This is a genomic window from Bradyrhizobium sp. STM 3557 (genome assembly GCF_045571465.1).
Lineage (GTDB): Bacteria > Pseudomonadota > Alphaproteobacteria > Rhizobiales > Xanthobacteraceae > Bradyrhizobium.
This window is the reverse complement of record NZ_CP120697.1, coordinates 4,714,253-4,728,775: the sequence shown is the minus strand read 5'-3', so window position 1 is coordinate 4,728,775 and position 14,523 is coordinate 4,714,253. Positions and strand designations below refer to the sequence as shown.

Below are 14,523 nucleotides of genomic sequence, written 5' to 3'. Positions count from 1 at the left end.
TCGCCATAAGGACTGCGAAAGAAAGTCGGTAGCGCAGGGGCACGCCGGTTCGGTAGAAGCGGATTCGCCAAAAGGATATTGGAAGAAGCATGAGCGTGACGTCCGGAACCAAGACTGAGAGCGGCCTCGGCGAAACCGTTCGCGTCGTCGTTCATGCGCTCCTGATCGCGCTCGTGATTCGGACCTTCCTGTTTCAGCCGTTCAACATTCCGTCGGGATCGATGAAGGCGACGCTGCTGGTCGGCGACTATCTCTTCGTGTCCAAATATTCCTACGGCTACAGCCATTTCTCGATTCCGCTATCGCCGCCCTTGTTCTCGGGGCGGATCTTCGGCTCCGAGCCTCGTCGCGGCGACGTCGTCGTATTCCGCCTGCCGAAGGACACCGACGTCGACTACATTAAGCGCGTGATCGGACTGCCAGGCGACCGCATCCAGATGCGGGACGGGCTGCTTTACATCAACGACACGCCGGTGCAGCGCGAACGGCTCAGCGACTATGTCGGGGAGGACCCCTGCGGCGCCGTCGATTCCACCGCGCGGGTGAAGCGCTGGAAGGAGACGCTGCCGAACGGCGTCAGCTACGAGACGCTCGATTGTTTCGACCACGGCTTCTACGACGACACCAACGTCTACACGGTGCCGCCGGGGCATTTCTTCATGATGGGTGACAACCGCGACAATTCCAACGACAGCCGCGTGCCGTCGGCGGTCGGCTATGTCCCGCTCGAGAACATCGTCGGCCGGGCCCAAATGATCTTTTTCTCGATTGCCGAAGGTGAGCATGCCTGGATGTTGTGGCGCTGGCCGGTCTCGGTGCGCTGGAACAGGCTGTTCAAAATCGTGCGATGATCGACGATACGACCGATATCCAGATCGCACAGGCGGCAACCGCCTCCAATCCGGCCGCGCAGGGGTCTGATGCCCGAAGTTCGGACGCCAGAGGCCCTGAAGCGTCTGCGTCCGAGTCTGCGCCAGCCGACGCCGGCCAGTCGCCCAAGACGAAGCGCAGCCGTAGCGGCGTCAAGGGAGCCAAGGGAAAAGGCGCGGAGAAGGGCAGCGAGAAGTCTGCTGCGAAGGCGGCGGCTGCTGCAATCGAGGGGCGTATCGGTCACCGCTTCGCTGACCCCTCGCTGCTCGTGACGGCCTTCACCCATGTCTCGGCGCTGAAGTCGACCAAGAAGCGCGGCGACAGCTACCAGCGGCTGGAGTTTCTCGGCGACCACGTGCTCGGCCTGATCGTGTCCGACATGCTCTATCGCGCCTTTCCGAGCGCCGATGAGGGCGAGCTGTCGAAGCGACTCGCCGATCTCGTGCGCAAGGAGAGCTGTGCCGATGTCGCGAAATCGCTCGGCCTGCTCGACGACATCAAACTCGGTGCGGTCGGCGCCGGCGCGGGTGCGCGCTTACGCAAGTCCGTGCTCGGCGACGTCTGCGAGGCCGTGATCGGCGCGATTTTCCTGGATGGCGGCTATCAGGCCGCTGCCGGCTTCGTCGAACGCAACTGGACCGAGCGGATGCACAAGCCGCGCCGCCCCTTGCGCGATCCGAAGACGGTGTTGCAGGAATGGGCGCAGGGCAAGGGCCTGCCGACCCCGGTTTATCGCGAGGTCGAGCGCACCGGTCCGCATCACGACCCGCAATTCCGCGTTGCCGTCGACCTGCCGGGGCTCGAGCCGGCGGAGGGCGTTGGCGGCTCCAAACGGGCGGCAGAGAAGGTCGCGGCGTCCGTGATGATCGAGCGTGAAGGCGTGAGCGGCGGCAGCAATGACGGATGAGTCCCAGGCTGCTGCAGTGCCGTCCGAGACCCGCTGCGGTTTCGTCGCGCTGATCGGCGCGCCAAATGTCGGCAAGTCCACGCTTGTCAACGCGCTGGTCGGCTCCAAGGTCACCATCGTCTCGCGCAAGGTGCAGACCACGCGGGCGCTGATCCGCGGCATCGTTATCGAGGGCGCCTCGCAAGTGATCCTGGTCGATACCCCGGGCATCTTCGCTCCGAGGCGCCGGCTCGACCGCGCCATGGTCACCACCGCCTGGAGCGGGGCCCATGACGCCGATCTCGTCTGCGTGCTGCTCGACGCCAAGAAGGGCCTCGACGCCGAGGCCGAGGCGATCCTGACCAAGGCGGGTTCGGTGGCGCACAGGAAGATCCTGGTCGTCAACAAGGTCGATCTGGTGCCACGCGAAACGTTGCTGGCGCTGGTCAAGACGGCCAACGAGCGGCTTGCCTTCGTCAGCACCTTCATGATCTCGGCGCTGTCGGGTGACGGCGTCGACGATCTGCGCCGCGCGCTCGCCGAAATGGTGCCGCCGGGGCCGTTCCATTATCCCGAGGACCAGATGTCGGACGCGCCGCTGCGCCAGCTCGCGGCCGAGATCACGCGGGAGAAGATCTACCAGCAGCTCCATCAGGAGCTGCCGTATCAGTCGACCGTGGAGACCGACAGCTGGACCGAGCGCAAGGACGGCTCGATCCGCATCGAGCAGACCATCTTTGTCGAGCGTGACAGCCAGCGCAAGATCGTGCTGGGCAAGGGGGGCGCCACCATCAAGTCGATCGGCGCAGAGGCGCGCAAGGAGATCGCGGAGATCACCGGCGCCACTGTGCATCTGTTCCTGTTTGTCAAAGTGCGCGAGAACTGGGGCGACGATCCCGACCGCTACCGTGAGATGGGGCTCGAATTCCCCAGGGAATAGTAATGAACGTGCCCAGGAACGTGTTGCGGTTCGAAGTCCTGATGTACATCTCGCTGATGCTGGACGCGATATCGGTGGCCGTGCAGGACCGCTCGCCGACGGCAGAGAATACCGACACCGCCATCATGGTGCTGACGATCCTGAACGGCATCGAGATCGCGGTCCTGACATTCTTCGTCTATCTGGCGGCGCAGGGCCGCAGGAACTGGCCGCGCTGGGTGCTGCTGGTGATGCAGGTGCTGGCAAGCATCTCGCTATGGCTGTTCCTCCGGGACAAGGGAATGACGCTCGATGCCGGCATCGAGATCATCTCCTGCGTGCTGACGACGATCGGGCTATATTATTCCTTCACCGGCGACGCGCGGGGCTGGTTCAATGCCTGATGCAGTGCGCCATTCGTGACCGTCATTGCGAGGAGCGATAGCGACGAAGCAATCCAGACTTCCTCCTTGTCCCTGGATTGCTTCGCGGAGCCTGTCATCGGGCCGCGCGTTCGCGCGGACCCGTTGGCTCGCAATGACGGAAGCAAGATAGGCACGAGCAGCGATGGAATGGACCGATGACGGCATCGTGCTAGGCGTGCGGCGGCACGGCGAATCCTCCGCCGTCGTGGAGCTGCTCACGCGCGAGCACGGCCGACATCTGGGCTTGGTGCGCGGCGCCAGCGGGGCGCGGATGCGTCCCGTCCTGCAACCGGGCAATACGGTGCGGGCGGTGTGGCGCGCCCGGCTCGATGAGCATCTCGGCATGTATGCGATCGAGGGGCTTGAGCTGCGCGCCGCCAACCTGATCGCCGCCGCGCACGGCGTCTATGGCGTGACGCATCTCGCCGCCTTGGCGCGGCTGCTGCCGGAGCGTGATCCGCATGAGGAGATCTATGCCCAGCTCGCGCATGCGCTTGACGATTTCGAAGAGGCCGGCGATGCCGCGGTCCATATCATCAGGTTCGAGCTGGCGATCCTGGCCGAGCTCGGCTTCGGGCTCGATCTGTCCAGCTGCGCGGCCACAGGCGAGACATCAGACCTGATCTATGTCTCGCCCAAATCCGGCAGCGCGGTGTCGCGCAGCGTCGGCGAACCCTGGCGCGACCGGCTGCTGCCGTTGCCAGCCTTCCTGCGCGAGGATGGCGAGGCGCATCATGGCTGGTCGGACCAGGACCTCGCCGACGGGTTCCGCCTTACCGGGCTGTTCCTGCTGCGTCACGTGCTGGAGCCGCGCGGGCAGGGCCATTCCGACGCGCGCGAAGGCTTCATCAACGTGGTGGCGCGCATGCGGGCGCGCTCGGCACCGACATAGAGGCACCGCCGGCATCGGCAGGGAGAACAAGCATGGGACTGCTCGTCGATGGACGATGGCGCGACGTCTGGTACGAGACCGCGTCGACAGGCGGCCGTTTCGTTCGCAAGGAGTCCGCCTTTCGCAACTTCGTCACGCGGGACGGCAGCGCCGGTCCGAGCGGCACCGGCGGCTTCAAGGCCGAAGCCGGACGCTATCACCTGTATGTCAGCCTGGCCTGCCCTTGGGCGCATCGCACGCTGATCATGCGGGCGCTGAAGGGGCTTTCCGACATGATCTCGGTTTCGGTGGTGCACTGGTTGATGCGTGAGCACGGCTGGACCTTCGCCGACGGCCCTGGCGTCGTGCCCGACAGCATCAACCAGGCGCAATTCCTGCATCAGGTCTATACCGCCGCGGAGCCGCGCTATTCGGGGCGGGTCACCGTTCCCGTGCTGTGGGATAAGGCGCGGCACACCATCGTCAACAATGAGTCGGCCGAGATCATCCGGATGCTGAACTCGGCGTTCGACGGTGTCGCTGCCATGCCCGGCGATTATTATCCCGCTGCCCTGCAGGGGGAAATCGATGCCATCAATGCCCGCGTCTACGAGACGCTGAACAACGGCGTCTACAAGGCGGGCTTTGCGACCTCGCAATCGGCTTATGAGGAGGCGATCGGTCCGTTGTTCGCGACGCTCGACTGGCTCGAGGACCGGCTGGCGACGCGGCGCTTCCTGCTCGGCGATGCGCCGACGGAAGCCGACATCCGGCTTTTCACCACGCTGATCCGTTTCGACGCGGTCTATGTCGGCCACTTCAAATGCAATATACGCCGCATCGCGGACTATCCGCATCTATCGGCTTATGTGCGCGACCTCTACCAATGGCCCGGGATCGCCACGACGGTGAATTTCGAGCACATCAAGCGGCATTACTATGAGAGCCACCGCACCATCAACCCGACCGGCATCGTCCCGGTCGGGCCAGAGCAGGATTTCACCTTGCCGCACGGGCGAGAGCGCTTGTCTCTGTCCTGAGACGGACGAACAGGGGCTGTCATCAGGCGAACGTGAGCTGGAGACGTCCGGCTGAGCAGCGGATCGTCCTTCGGTGAGGGATTGGCGACGCCAAATTTTTTGCGGGAAGGCTGTCGATCCGGCCCGCCTCCGTTCGTCTTGAAGTCATCACGGATGGAGAACCGGCATGAAAATCTACTGGATCAAGGCTCAGGCGCCGCGGCGTGTCTTGGCGCTGGTCAAGCATCTCGGCGTGCAGGCGGAGTTCGTTGATATCGGGAGGGAACTGAAAACGCCGGAATTTGCCGCGCTCAATCCCAACCTGAAGGCGCCGGTGCTCGTCGATGGCGATACCGTGTTGTGGGAGTCCAGCGCCATCATGGCCTATCTCTGCGTCAGGGAGAGCTGCGACATGTGGCCGGCCCGAAATCCGCCAGAGCAGGTCGAGGTGCTGCGCTGGCTCTCATGGAACGATTGTCATTGGGCGCCTGCGGTCGGGCCGTTTTATTTCGAGCACATCGTCAAGCGGACATTCGGATTCGGCAAGCCCGACCGCGCCGCGCTGATCGACAAGGTGCCCAATCTGAAGACGTTCGCGGCCGTCCTCGACGGTCATCTGAAATCGCGTACGGCTGTCGCCTGCGACCGCCTCACCATTGCGGATTTCGCGCTGGCCTCGATGGCGACGGACTGGCGCGAGACGGAGATGCCGCTCGATGCGTTTCCCAATATCGTGCGATGGCTCGACGGGCTGATGCGCCTGCCGGCCTGGGCCGAGCCGTGGCCGGACCTGCAATCGGCTGCCGCTTGAGACGCGGGATCTCCCGCAAGGCCGAGGCACGCACTCTGGACCGCAACGTACCCGGCCTCGGCAACTCCTGAGGTCATCGGGTTCGCGAGGTTTCGGCTTTGTGTCTTACATCCGCGGCATGAGCTGTAGTTCGAGCAGCGCCAGCCGCTGCAAGGCAGCGACGTCGCGTTCGCCGGCCTTGGCGGCGCGCAGCACCGCTTGCGCGAGCAGGTTGACATGGGTCGAACTGACCGGCTCCGGCAGCGCCGAGACCGCGGCGTCGAGCGCCTGGGTCATCAGCGCAATGACTTCGGGAGAGAATGCGGCGTCAGAGAAGTCTTTCATCGGACTGCTCCTTGGGGCGCTCGCGCTCCCAGCCGATTGATCTGATGACGGTTGCGCGGAGCGCGACGAACCGCGCCCAGAGCCGAGCAAACCACGGCAGCATCAGCAGCTTCGGTTTGACAATCAGGAGCAGGCGTTCGATCAGCAGCAGGCTCGCAGCATAGGTGGCGACGATCATGTCGGTGCCGGAAATCCAGTGCCCGGCGATCGCCACCGCTGCGAGCTTCATCGGTTCGACCAGGCAAACCGGTGCGATCAGCAACAGCAAGGATTGATGGGGTCCAAGACTTTCGATCCACGCGCGGGCGCGTGTCCCAGGGCCATTGCCGGCCCCGCTAGCGTCGACGTCAACGCGCGACATTCAGGTCTCATGCTTCGGTCGGTTGGGTCTAACGCGGTGACTACTTGATAGAACAAAACGCGCTGGGACAGGGCGAGTTCCGACCGTAGAAACGCGGGGAAAGTCGGCCACCGGTCGGCGGCCGGTGATCAGATGATGGCTTCGAGTTGTAATTCTTTAACTGCTCAACTTATCAGCAGGGCGGGATCGACGAGCCATGTTCGAGTGGTGGTGCAACAATATTCAATGTCATTTTCCGGGCTCGCCGTGCGGCGCCCCGGAACGACGGGAGGAGAGGGCGGCCAATTTCGGGTCGCCATTGCGAGGAGCGAGGCGGGCGAAGCGATCCAGAATCTTCTTCCATAATTCTGGATCGCTTCGCGGAGCCTGTCATCGGGCCGCGCTCGGCGCGGACCCTCCGGCTCGCGATGGCAGCTTCGAGCTATCCCTTGATGAACGCCAACAGGTCCGCGTTGATCACGTCGGCATGGGTGGTGGCCATGCCGTGCGGGAAGCCCGGGTAGGTCTTGAGCGTCCCCTGCTTGAGCAGCTTGATTCCGATGCGCGCGGAATCGTCGATCGGCACGATCTGGTCGTCCTCGCCATGCATCAGGAGCACCGGCACGTCGATCGCTTTCAGATCCTCGGTGAAGTCGGTCTCGGAGAACGCCTTGATGCAGTCGTAATGGGCCTTGGTGCCGCCCATCATGCCCTGCCGCCACCAGTTGCGGATCACGCCCTCGGAGACCTTCGCCCCGGTTCGGTTGAAGCCGTAGAACGGCCCGGTCGGGATATCCAGGAAGAACTGCGCGCGATTGGCGGCAAGCGCGGCGCGAAAGCCGTCGAACACCTCGATCGGCAGGCCGCCAGGGTTCTTGTCGGATTTGACCATGATCGGCGGCACGGCGCCGAGAAGGGCGGCCTTGGCTACGCGGCCCTTGCCATGGCGCGCGACATAGCGGGCGACCTCACCGCCGCCGGTGGAGTGGCCGACATGGATGGCATCCTTCAGGTCGAGCTTGGCGGCGAGCGCCGCGACATCGGCCGCGTAGGTGTCCATCTCGTTGCCGGTCTCGGTCTGGCTGGAGCGGCCATGGCCGCGGCGGTCGTGGGCGATGACGCGATAGCCCTTGTCCAGGAAGAACAGCATCTGCGCGTCCCAATCGTCCGCCGACAGCGGCCAGCCATGGTGGAAGACGATCGGCTGGCCCTTGCCCCAATCCTTGTAGAAAATCTGGGTGCCGTCGGATGTCGTCACGAAGCCTGAGCTCATCGGATACTGCCTTTCTGTCTTGGCCGAACATGCCGCCTTGAAGGAGCGGGATGGAGTGAAGATTGCGGCGGCTTCGACCGACCTATCTGCCGCCATCATGGGCGTGTTCTAACTGATGTCGGTGACAAGGCTACACAGCAGGAGGCCTTGCTTTGTCATTCCGAACGATTCAATTGCCTCTCGTCACGATGCCGGTCTTTGCGGCGGCTGCCGCTGGAGCGCAGTTGCTCAGTGCGGCGCCAGGGGATCGGCCGCCAGATGATCGCTCGACAGCAACGGACGCGCCTTGCACCTTGCACCAATTGATTCGTCAGCTGCTGCCGCAGGGGTGCGGTTCCGAATCGCCGCAATTCGAGCCCCGCGCGCACCTGCCGCTATGCCACTGCGGCCGCTCAGGATTTGCACCGCGCCGCCCAATCGCATAAAGCGTGGTCCAAACCTGATCCAGGACATCGATTCTCCGACTTAACCCACTGAAAGCGCGAAGCTAATGGGAAAAGCAACACCGCCGCCGGAGCCGGCTGAAATCCACGAGGTCGCACTGCGCGAGGCGCTGGAAGAGCGCTATCTCGCCTATGCGCTCTCCACCATCATGCACCGCGCGCTGCCGGATGCGCGCGATGGCCTCAAGCCGGTGCACCGGCGCATCCTCTACGGCATGCGATTGCTGCGGCTCGATCCCGGCACCGCGTTCAAGAAGTCGGCCAAGATCGTCGGCGACGTGATGGGCTCGTTCCATCCGCACGGCGACCAGGCGATCTACGACGCCATGGTGCGTCTGGCGCAGGACTTCTCCTCGCGCTATCCGCTGGTCGACGGCCAGGGCAATTTCGGCAATATCGACGGCGATAACGCTGCGGCCTACCGCTATACCGAAGCGCGCATGACCGATGTCGCGCGGCTCTTGCTCGAAGGCATCGACGAGGACGGCGTCGAGTTCCGCCCGAACTATGACGGCCAGTCGAAAGAGCCGGCGGTGTTGCCCGGCGGCTTCCCGAACCTGCTCGCCAACGGTGCGCAAGGCATCGCTGTGGGCATGGCGACCTCGATCCCGCCGCACAATGCGGCCGAGCTCTGCGACGCCGCGCTGCATCTGATCGAGAAGCCGGAAGCGAAGTCCCGCGCGCTGCTGCGCTGGGTCAAGGGCCCGGACTTCCCGACCGGCGGCACCGTCATCGATTCCAAGGAATCGATCATCGAAGCCTACACCACCGGCCGGGGCTCGTTTCGTGTTCGTGCGAAGTGGAAGCAGGAAGAGGGCTCGCGCGGCACCTGGGTCGTGGTCGTCACCGAGATTCCCTATCTGGTGCAGAAATCGCGATTGATCGAGAAGATCGCCGACCTTCTGAATGAGAAGAAGCTGCCGCTGGTCGGCGACATCAGGGACGAATCGGCCGAGGACGTTCGCGTTGTCATCGAGCCGAAGTCGAAGAACGTCGATCCCGAGCTCATGATGGAATCGCTGTTCCGGCTCACCGAGCTGGAAAGCAAGATTCCGCTGAACCTCAACGTGCTGATCAAGGGCCGTATTCCCAAGGTGGTGGGCCTTGCCGAGGCCTTGCGCGAATGGCTCGACCATCTGCGCGACGTGCTGCTGCGCCGTTCGAACTACCGCAAGAAGCAGATCGAGAACCGGCTGGAGATTCTCGGCGGCTATCTGATCGCCTATCTCAACATCGACGAGGTGATCAGGATCATCCGCACCGAGGACGAGCCGAAGCCCGTCTTGATGAAGCGGTTCAATCTCACCGAGGTGCAGGCCGACGCCATCCTCAACATGCGCCTGCGCAGCTTGCGCAAGCTCGAGGAAATGGAGATCCGCACCGAGGACAAGGACCTACGCAAGGAGCTGAAGGGCATCAACTCGCTCTTGGCCTCCGAGACCGAGCAGTGGGCCAAGGTCGGCGAGCAGGTCAAGACGGTGCGGGAGATGTTCGGGCCGAAGACGCCGCTCGGCAAGCGCCGCACCAATTTCGCCGACGCGCCCGAGCACGATCTCGCCGCGATCGAGGAGGCCTTCGTCGAGCGCGAGCCGGTCACAGTCGTGGTGTCGGAGAAGGGCTGGGTACGTACGCTCAAGGGGCATGTGGAGGATCTCTCCAACCTAGCTTTCAAGACCGACGACCAACTCGGCCAGGCGTTCTTCGCCGAGACCACCTCGAAGGTGCTGCTGTTCGCCAGCAACGGCAAGTTCTACTCGCTCGATGTCGGCAAGCTGCCCGGTGGCCGCGGCCATGGCGAGCCGATCCGCATGTTCATCGATCTCGACCAGGACGCCTCGATCGTCTCGATGTTCGTCAACAAGGGCGGCCGCAAATTCCTGGTGGCGAGCTCGGATGGTCAAGGCTTTGTCGTCAGCGAGGATGACTGCGTCGGCACCACGCGCAAGGGCAAGCAGGTGCTGAACGTGTCTGCGCCGGCGGAAGCGCGCGCGATCGCGACGGTCGCGGGTGACCACGTCGCTGTCATCGGCACCAACCACAAGATGGTGATCTTCCCGCTCGACCAGGTGCCGGAGATGGCGCGCGGCCGCGGCGTACGATTGCAGAAATACACCAGCGCGCAGCTCTCTGATGTGGCGACCTTCGACCAGAAGGACGGGCTCACCTGGAAGGATTCGTCCGGCCGCGATCAAAGCCTTTCCTGGAAGGAGCTCGCCGACTACCGCGGCAACCGCGCCGACGCGGGGCGCATCGCGCAGGGCCTGCCGAAGTCGAACAAGTTCCTGAAGCCGATCGAGTGAGAGTCGAGATACATCAGATGCCTCATGGTTCTCAGGCGATGCGAAGCATCGTCCGGAGACGCGCCTGCGGCGCTCCTCACCATGAGGATCCACAGGGTTGGTGACGCTACAAGCGTAGCCCTCGTCCCGAGGAGCCCGGGCGTCTCGAAGGACAGCGGCAGAGTAATAGTATTCGGTCGGCGACTAGCCATATAGGAAACCTGCGATCGTGAGGTGCGATCGCAGGCGGAAAGCTGTCGCATGGCCCATTCTCACAGTCATTCCCACGATCACGGTCATCATGATCATGGACACGGCCACGATCATTCGCATGGTCATCACGGCCACAGTCATGCGCCGGCCAATTTCGGCATGGCCTTCGCCATCGGCGTGACGCTGAACAGCGTTTTCGTCATTGCCGAGCTGATCTTCGGCTATGCCGCGCACTCTCTCGCGCTGATCTCGGACGCGATCCATAATCTCTCCGACGTCATGGCGCTGCTCTTGGCGTGGGGCGGGTTGTGGCTGTCGCGCCAGCAGCCGACCGACCGGCACACCTATGGCTACCGGCGCGCCTCGATTCTGGCGGCGCTGGCCAATGCGGCGCTGCTCTTGATCGTTGTCGGCGGCATCGCGGTCGAGGCGATCGACCGCCTGCGCGCGCCCGCGGACGTGGCTAGCGCAACGGTCATGTGGGTCGCTGCGCTCGGCATCCTCATCAATGGCGCGACTGCGCTGTTGTTCATGCGCGGCCGGCATGACGATCTCAACATCCGCGGCGCTTACCTGCACATGGCAGCGGATGCCGGCGTGTCGTTCGGCGTCGTGGTCGCGGCGGCGTTGACGATGGTGACCGGCTGGCTCTGGATCGATCCGGTGGTGAGTCTGGCCATCGCCGCCGTCGTGCTGGTCAGCGGCTGGGATCTGGCGCGCGACAGCGTCAATTTGGCGCTCGACGCGGTGCCACGCGATATCGCGCTGGGCGAGGTCCGCGACTATCTCGCCGCGCTCGATGGCGTCAGCGAGGTCCATGACCTGCACATCTGGGCAATGAGCACCAACGAGACCGCGCTGACTGCGCATCTGGTGCGGCCCGGCGGCTCGAATGACGCCTTCCTGCACCGGGTCTGCGAGGGCCTGTCGCAGCGTTTCAACATTCATCACGCCACCTTGCAGGTCGAGTCCGACGGCGATGCCTGCAAGCTGGCGCCGGCCAGCGTCGTGTGAGGGGACGTCGTCGGATCAAATCGGCGTCAGCACCAGCCTCTGTTGCGGTGCTGTCGTGTGGGATGCCTTAGTCTGTACATCAAACGACGCGGGAGGCATCGCGATGAAACGAATTGCAGGCGTGGTGGCATTGGTGGTGTCGAGCGTGCTCTGCGGCACGGCGGCCTTGGCCCAATCAGGCGTCGAGAAGCTCTACATCCTCAATTGCGGCGAGGGCGCAGCCGGCGACATCTCGCGCTGGTCGCCCGGCGTCAACGAAGGCCAGTCGATGGACTTCGTTGACAATTGCTATTTGATCAAGCACGGCTCCGATTGGTTTCTGTGGGACACCGGCATCCCGGACGCGGTCGCGGCGATGCCGAACGGCCTCGCGCCTTCAGATCCCAAGGCGGTGACCTGGCATCGTCCGAAGACGCTGGTCTCCCAACTGGAGGCGATCGGCGTCAAGCCTGCCGATATCAAGGCGATGGCGGTGTCGCACACCCACCCCGATCACATCGGCAATGTCGAGCTGTTTCCGGACGCGATGCTCTATGTGCAGAAGGCGGAATATGAATGGCCCAGCGCCGACGGCAAACCGCGTTTCAACAAGGCCCATCCGGTGACTCTGCTGGAGGGCGATCGCGACCTGTTCGGCGATGGCAGCCTCATCATCCTGTCGACGCCTGGCCACACGCCGGGGCATCAGTCGCTGCTGGTCAAGCTGCCGAAGACCGGCACCGTGGTGCTCTCGGGCGACGCCGTACATTTCAAGAGCAACTGGGACAACCGCCGGGTGCCGGCGCTGAATGTGAGCAAGGAGCAGACAGTCGCCTCGATGGAGAAGATCGCGGATGTTCTGAAGAACGATCACGCGCAGCTCTGGATCAATCACGACAAGGCGCAGCGCGACACGCTGAAGATGGCGCCGGAGTTCTATGAGTGAGGCGTGGTGAGCTGGGATGATGGCGCGGGCGGCGCCTTCTTCGGGCTCAAGGTCCCGGCATAAAAGGAGATGCCCCAGACCAGGATCAGCGCAATCAGATAGACAAGGTAGGCCTGCGGCGGGGTCGTCGCCCACCGAACCAGCTCTTTGAAGCTGCGATCCCCTGCCATGGCCTATTTGTGCTTCGGCAACAGCGAGAGCGCAAGCAGTGCACTGAGGCTCAGCGCCGAGGAGACGATGAGGACCTTGCCGCCGAGCAGGTCGGTCAGCAGGCCGAAGGCCAGCGGGGCTCCGGCCTGCGCCATCCGTGCCGGCGCCCCGATCAGGCCAAGCCGGTAGCCGTAATTGCCCGGACCGAAGATCGCAAGCGGCAGCGTCCCGCGCGCAATGGTAAGGACGCCGTTGCCGGCGCCGTGGAACAGGGCGAAGACGCTGGCCGCGCCGCCGCCGGCAAGGCCGATGATGGCGGCGCCGAGCGGATGGGTGATGCAGGCAAGCTTGGTCGAGAACAGGGGATGGTGACGGCTCAGCACGAAAGCTTCGACGATGCGGGCTGCCACTTGCGCCGGGCCGATCAGCGCGCCGGCCGTGACCGCCTGCAGCGGCGTGGCGCCGGTCGCCTCTAGGATGCGAGGTAGATGCGCCGCCATCGCGCCGGTGACGCTCCAGGCGGCGGCAAAGGTGATGGCGAGCAGCACCATCGGCCGGTCGATCGGGATCTGCGGCGTCGCTGCGGCGGCCGCCTTTTTCGCGCCGGCCGGGACCGGCGGGATGATCAGGAGATTGAGCGGCAGGCCGATCACGAGTTGCGCCGCAGCCCAGGCAAAGCAGGTGTCGCGCCAGCCGAGATGGGCGAGGCCGAAGGCCGTCAGCGGCCAGCCGATGGTGGAGGCAAAGCCCGCCATCAGCGTGATGCCGGTGATCGGCTTGCGCGCGGCCTCGCCATAGATGCGCCCGAGCGCGGCAAAGGCGGCGTCATAGAGCCCGGCGCCCATGCCGAAGCCGAGCAGCAGCCACGCGAACGTCATGGTCCAGATCGATTGCGAGACGCCGAGCAGCGCAAGGCCCGCGGCCATCGCCAGATTGGAGGCGGCGAGCACCGAGCGGCCGCCGACCTGGTCAATCTGGCGGCCGATGCGCGGGCCGAGCAATGCGGAGAGCACCAGCGATGCCGAGAAGGCGGCAAACACCCAGTTGGAGGAGATGCCGAGATCTTGGGCGATCGGATCGGCCAGGATCGCCGGCAGGTAATAGCTCGAAGCCCAGGCCAGGGTCTGCGTCGTGCCGAGCGCCAGGACGATGATGAGCTGGCGTCGGTTCAAATCGCTGGTACTCCTGTCGTGGCGGCCATGGGAATCCGCTGCGGCCAAGTTGCGGCTAGGTGCATTTGCAGGCCGCGTGCCGTATGCGTCAACATCGTAAAAGGGCAGGGCTCGGTTGCCCGAATGCGAGCGCTATCCGTAGGCCGAGCTTGCGAGGGGAAACATCTCAATGCGCGTGACGATCTACCATAACCCGTCCTGCGGGACCTCGCGGAATACGCTGGCGATGATCCGGGCGAGCGGCGAGGAGCCCGAGGTGATCGACTATCTGAAGACGCCGCCGAGCCGGGAGCAGCTGATCGCGCTGATCACGGCGATGGGGATTCGCGTGCGCGACCTGCTGCGCGAGAAGGAAGCAGCTTATGCCGAACTCGGTCTTGCCGATCCCGCCCGCGGCGACGACGCGCTGCTCGATGCCATGCTGGCGCATCCGATCCTAATCAACCGGCCGATCGTGGTGACGGAGAAGGGCGCACGGCTCTGTCGGCCCTCGGAACTGGTGCTCGATCTGCTCGACCGTCCGGTCGCACGTTTCACCAAGGAGGATGGTGAGGTGGTCGCGCGCTCGGGCTAGACCCGCTTTCGTTCT

16 protein-coding genes are annotated in these 14,523 nt (G+C 64.3%); 11 read left to right on the top strand and 5 right to left on the bottom strand.

Going from position 1 to position 14,523, the window contains the following annotated elements; translation table 11 throughout:
* The first annotated feature begins 89 nt into the window (after positions 1-89).
* The 7 genes from lepB to P6U24_RS21610 all read left to right on the top strand — a co-directional run bounded on the left by lepB (position 90) and on the right by P6U24_RS21610 (position 5,801).
* Complete coding sequence (lepB, locus tag P6U24_RS21640) at positions 90-851, top strand: signal peptidase I (RefSeq protein WP_407154529.1); 762 nt, start codon at positions 90-92, stop codon at positions 849-851.
* The gene (gene rnc, locus P6U24_RS21635; RefSeq protein WP_407154528.1) at positions 848-1,777 is read left to right on the top strand and encodes a ribonuclease III; all 930 of its coding nucleotides are present in this window, start codon (positions 848-850) and stop codon (positions 1,775-1,777) included. Before lepB ends, rnc begins: the two co-directional genes overlap by 4 nt.
* Positions 1,767-2,696 (top strand): GTPase Era, encoded by a 930-nt coding sequence (gene era / locus P6U24_RS21630; protein WP_407154527.1) that lies wholly within the window; start codon positions 1,767-1,769, stop codon positions 2,694-2,696. The genes rnc and era overlap by 11 nt, the downstream gene beginning before the upstream one ends.
* A 2-nt stretch (positions 2,697-2,698) precedes the next feature.
* Positions 2,699-3,079: a hypothetical protein gene (locus tag P6U24_RS21625; RefSeq protein ID WP_407154526.1), complete on the top strand. Its 381-nt coding sequence runs from the start codon at positions 2,699-2,701 to the stop codon at positions 3,077-3,079.
* A 163-nt stretch (positions 3,080-3,242) separates the two neighbouring features.
* On the top strand, positions 3,243-3,992 hold the full coding sequence (gene recO, locus P6U24_RS21620; RefSeq protein WP_407154525.1) for a DNA repair protein RecO: 750 nt from the start codon (positions 3,243-3,245) through the stop codon (positions 3,990-3,992).
* A 32-nt stretch (positions 3,993-4,024) separates the two neighbouring features.
* Positions 4,025-5,011, top strand: a complete 987-nt coding sequence (locus tag P6U24_RS21615) for a glutathione S-transferase family protein (protein ID WP_407154524.1) — start codon at positions 4,025-4,027, stop codon at positions 5,009-5,011.
* Between the two features lie 166 nt (positions 5,012-5,177).
* Entirely contained in the window at positions 5,178-5,801 is a 624-nt protein-coding gene (locus P6U24_RS21610; protein ID WP_407154523.1) for a glutathione S-transferase family protein, read from the top strand.
* 105 nt (positions 5,802-5,906) lie between these two features.
* On the opposite strand, the gene P6U24_RS21605 is transcribed toward P6U24_RS21610, so the two are convergent.
* The 3 genes from P6U24_RS21605 to P6U24_RS21595 all read right to left on the bottom strand — a co-directional run bounded on the left by P6U24_RS21605 (position 5,907) and on the right by P6U24_RS21595 (position 7,738).
* A complete protein-coding gene (locus tag P6U24_RS21605; protein ID WP_407154522.1) occupies positions 5,907-6,125 on the bottom strand; it encodes a hypothetical protein in 219 nt (72 codons plus the stop codon).
* Positions 6,109-6,486 carry a hypothetical protein gene (locus P6U24_RS21600; protein ID WP_407154521.1) on the bottom strand — a complete coding sequence of 126 codons (378 nt, stop codon included), beginning with the start codon at positions 6,484-6,486 and terminating at the stop codon, positions 6,109-6,111. The genes P6U24_RS21605 and P6U24_RS21600 overlap by 17 nt, the downstream gene beginning before the upstream one ends.
* Before the next feature lie 421 nt (positions 6,487-6,907).
* Positions 6,908-7,738, bottom strand: coding sequence for an alpha/beta fold hydrolase (locus P6U24_RS21595; protein ID WP_407154520.1), 831 nt, complete (start codon positions 7,736-7,738; stop codon positions 6,908-6,910).
* A gap of 490 nt (positions 7,739-8,228) precedes the next feature.
* Between P6U24_RS21595 and parC the strand changes: the two genes are divergently transcribed.
* From parC to P6U24_RS21580, 3 genes are all read left to right on the top strand, one after another.
* Positions 8,229-10,481, top strand: coding sequence for a DNA topoisomerase IV subunit A (gene parC, locus P6U24_RS21590; RefSeq protein ID WP_407154519.1), 2,253 nt, complete (start codon positions 8,229-8,231; stop codon positions 10,479-10,481).
* 240 nt (positions 10,482-10,721) lie between these two features.
* Positions 10,722-11,687 (top strand): cation diffusion facilitator family transporter, encoded by a 966-nt coding sequence (locus tag P6U24_RS21585; RefSeq protein ID WP_407154518.1) that lies wholly within the window; start codon positions 10,722-10,724, stop codon positions 11,685-11,687.
* A 103-nt stretch (positions 11,688-11,790) separates the two neighbouring features.
* Positions 11,791-12,612 (top strand): N-acyl homoserine lactonase family protein, encoded by an 822-nt coding sequence (locus tag P6U24_RS21580; protein WP_407154517.1) that lies wholly within the window; start codon positions 11,791-11,793, stop codon positions 12,610-12,612.
* On the opposite strand, the gene P6U24_RS21575 is transcribed toward P6U24_RS21580, so the two are convergent.
* Both P6U24_RS21575 and P6U24_RS21570 read right to left on the bottom strand, forming a co-directional pair.
* The gene (locus P6U24_RS21575; protein WP_407154516.1) at positions 12,603-12,782 is read right to left on the bottom strand and encodes a hypothetical protein; all 180 of its coding nucleotides are present in this window, start codon (positions 12,780-12,782) and stop codon (positions 12,603-12,605) included. The genes P6U24_RS21580 and P6U24_RS21575 overlap by 10 nt on opposite strands.
* Before the next feature lie 3 nt (positions 12,783-12,785).
* Positions 12,786-13,934 carry an MFS transporter gene (locus tag P6U24_RS21570; protein WP_407154515.1) on the bottom strand — a complete coding sequence of 383 codons (1,149 nt, stop codon included), beginning with the start codon at positions 13,932-13,934 and terminating at the stop codon, positions 12,786-12,788.
* Positions 13,935-14,103: 169 nt separating this feature from the next.
* Here P6U24_RS21570 and arsC point away from each other — a divergent pair, with 169 nt between their 5' ends.
* Entirely contained in the window at positions 14,104-14,508 is a 405-nt protein-coding gene (gene arsC, locus P6U24_RS21565) for an arsenate reductase (glutaredoxin) (RefSeq protein ID WP_407154514.1), read from the top strand.
* Positions 14,509-14,523: the final 15 nt, after the last annotated feature.